Here is a 2,256-nt window from a genome sequence, read left to right as displayed (position 1 = left end):
CCCGCACGACCACGGTCGAGCGGGGCGCCTTTCTGTATTGTGCGACCTTGTTCTGCTGACCACGTCGCGGCCGCGTAGGGTGGTCCCGTGCCTGAACTCATCGCTGCGCCCACCCGCATCCCCGTCCCCGGCGGCAAGATCATCGAGGAGCACGTCGGGGCCGTGACGACGCCCGATCTGAACCTCGGCGCCTCGGTGTCCGTCGCCCACATGGTCGCGCCGGCCGGTTGGTCGGAGCCCGCGCAGACGCCGGACTTCGACGAGATCACTGTCGTCCTGCGTGGCCAGGTCATTGTCGAGCATGACGCCGGTGTCCTGACCGTGGAGGCGGGCCAGACGGTGATCACCCACCGCGGCGAGCGAGTCCGCTACTCGTGCGGTGACCAGGGCGCGGAGTACGTCGCCGTGTGCCTGCCGGCCTTCACCAACGACGGCGTCAACCGTGAGGACGAGGCGTGAGCGACGATCCGCTGGTCGTCGCCCCCAAGGTCCTCCTGCACGACCACCTCGACGGCGGACTGCGGCCGCAGACGATCATCGAGCTGGCCGACGAGATCGGCTACACCGATCTGCCCAGCACAGAGGCCGAGGCCCTGGGCTGGTGGTTCCGTGACAGCGCCGACTCGGGGTCGCTGCCGCGCTACCTCGAGACCTTCGACCAGACCCTCGCCGTCATGCAGACGAAGGAAGGGCTCTTCCGAGTCGCGAGTGAGTGCGCTCAGGACTTGGCGAAGGACGGCGTCGTCTACGCCGAGAGCCGCTACGCTCCCGAGCAGCACCTTCGGCAGGGGCTCACCCTTGAGGACGTCGTCGAGGTCGTCAATGCGGGGTTCCGCGACGGTGAGGCCAGGGCGGCCGAGGCGGGTCGCCCCATTCGCGTCACCGCGCTGCTCACGGCGATGCGGCATGCTGCCAACTCCCGGGAGATCGCGGAGCTGGCGGTCCGCTATCGCGACGACGGGGTCGCCGGCTTCGACATCGCGGGGGCGGAGGCCGGTTACCCGCCCACGCGCCACCTCGACGCGTTCGAGTTCCTGCGTCGGGCCAACGCCCACTTCACCATCCATGCGGGGGAGGCGTTCGGCCTGCCGTCGATCTGGGAGGCGATCCAGTGGTGTGGCGCGGACCGGCTCGGCCACGGCGTCCGGATCGTCGACGACATCACGATCGAGGGCCTGCCCTTCGCCACCTGGCTCGAGGCACACCGCGACAACGCCAGGGCCCTCGCCGAAGTGGACCTCGACGGAGTGCAGCTCGGGCGCCTGGCGGCCTATGTCCGGGACTGCCGGATCCCGCTCGAGATGTGTCCCACCAGCAACCTGCAGACCGGTGCGGCGCTCTCGATCTCGCTGCATCCCATCACGCTGCTCAAGCGACTCTTGTTCCGGGTCACCCTCAACACAGACAACCGGCTGATGAGCCACACGAGCGCGAGCCGCGAGGCCACGCTGCTCGCCGAACAGGCGGAGTGGACCGTCGCCGACCTGCGGTGGGTCACGATCAACGCGATGAAGTCCGCGTTCATCCCCTTCGATCAGCGCCTCGGCATCATCAACGACATCATCAAGCCGGGCTACGTGCCGCTCCTGCCCGAGACCAGCTGAGTCGCGCGGCTCAGCGGCGCGGCAGGTGCGCGGCGAGGATCGACTCGGCACGTTTCGGCCGAACCGGCACGGCACCGACGACGCGTGCCTCGGCGACCACGCGCGGCTCGTCGCGCAGCAGGCGCAGGCCACGGCGGACGAGGATGTGCGGCGCCTTGCGGCGCTCGGACAGGTCGCGGGCGAGGCGCAGGCCGAAGGTGACCCATCGGTTGCGGCGCACGCACAGCGCCTCGGCGAGCAGCCCCTCGGCGCGCAGCCGTGCCGCCAGGCGACCCGCGAAGAGGCCCTCCGCCAGGATCCGGTCCTGCGGGCGCGCAGTCACCGTATGCGTGCCAGTGACCCGCGATGACGCGATGTCGTAGTGCGGCAGGTCCACCCGTCCCTCGTCGACGAGCGTGCGCAGGGCTGAGATGGCCGCCTCGGCATTCCAGGAGTCCGGGTGGTCCCAGTCGGGGATGCCGAGCGACGAGCGGGGCAGGGCCGGGTCGTCGACCTCCCGGTAGAAGTCATCGAGCCGGACGATGGGCCAACCGTAGGCCGAGTTGAGCCGTGCGGACAGGCGGCTCTTGCCCGAGCCGCTGGGGCCCATGACGAGGATGACGCGGGCGCGCTCCGTGCCGCCGGAAGTGCACTCTCGATCGACGGAAGTGCA

At 70.1% G+C, this 2,256-nt stretch carries 3 protein-coding genes; 2 read left to right on the top strand and 1 reads right to left on the bottom strand.

Annotation, left to right across the window (positions count from 1 at the left end):
• The first annotated feature begins 87 nt into the window (after positions 1-87).
• Positions 88-459, top strand: a complete 372-nt coding sequence (locus N864_RS21640) for a cupin domain-containing protein (protein ID WP_034722336.1) — start codon at positions 88-90, stop codon at positions 457-459.
• A complete protein-coding gene (locus N864_RS21635; protein WP_034722333.1) occupies positions 456-1,604 on the top strand; it encodes an adenosine deaminase in 1,149 nt (382 codons plus the stop codon). Before N864_RS21640 ends, N864_RS21635 begins: the two co-directional genes overlap by 4 nt.
• A 10-nt stretch (positions 1,605-1,614) precedes the next feature.
• Here the strand turns inward: N864_RS21635 and N864_RS21630 are convergent.
• The coding region (locus tag N864_RS21630) for a uridine kinase family protein (protein ID WP_051518916.1) at positions 1,615-2,256 on the bottom strand (642 nt) is incomplete at its 5' end.

Source organism: Intrasporangium chromatireducens Q5-1 (assembly GCF_000576575.1).
In the GTDB taxonomy this organism is placed as follows: Bacteria; Actinomycetota; Actinomycetes; order Actinomycetales; family Dermatophilaceae; genus Intrasporangium_A; species Intrasporangium_A chromatireducens.
Note: the sequence above shows the minus strand (reverse complement) of the source record. Positions and strands in the feature narration are given on the sequence as shown.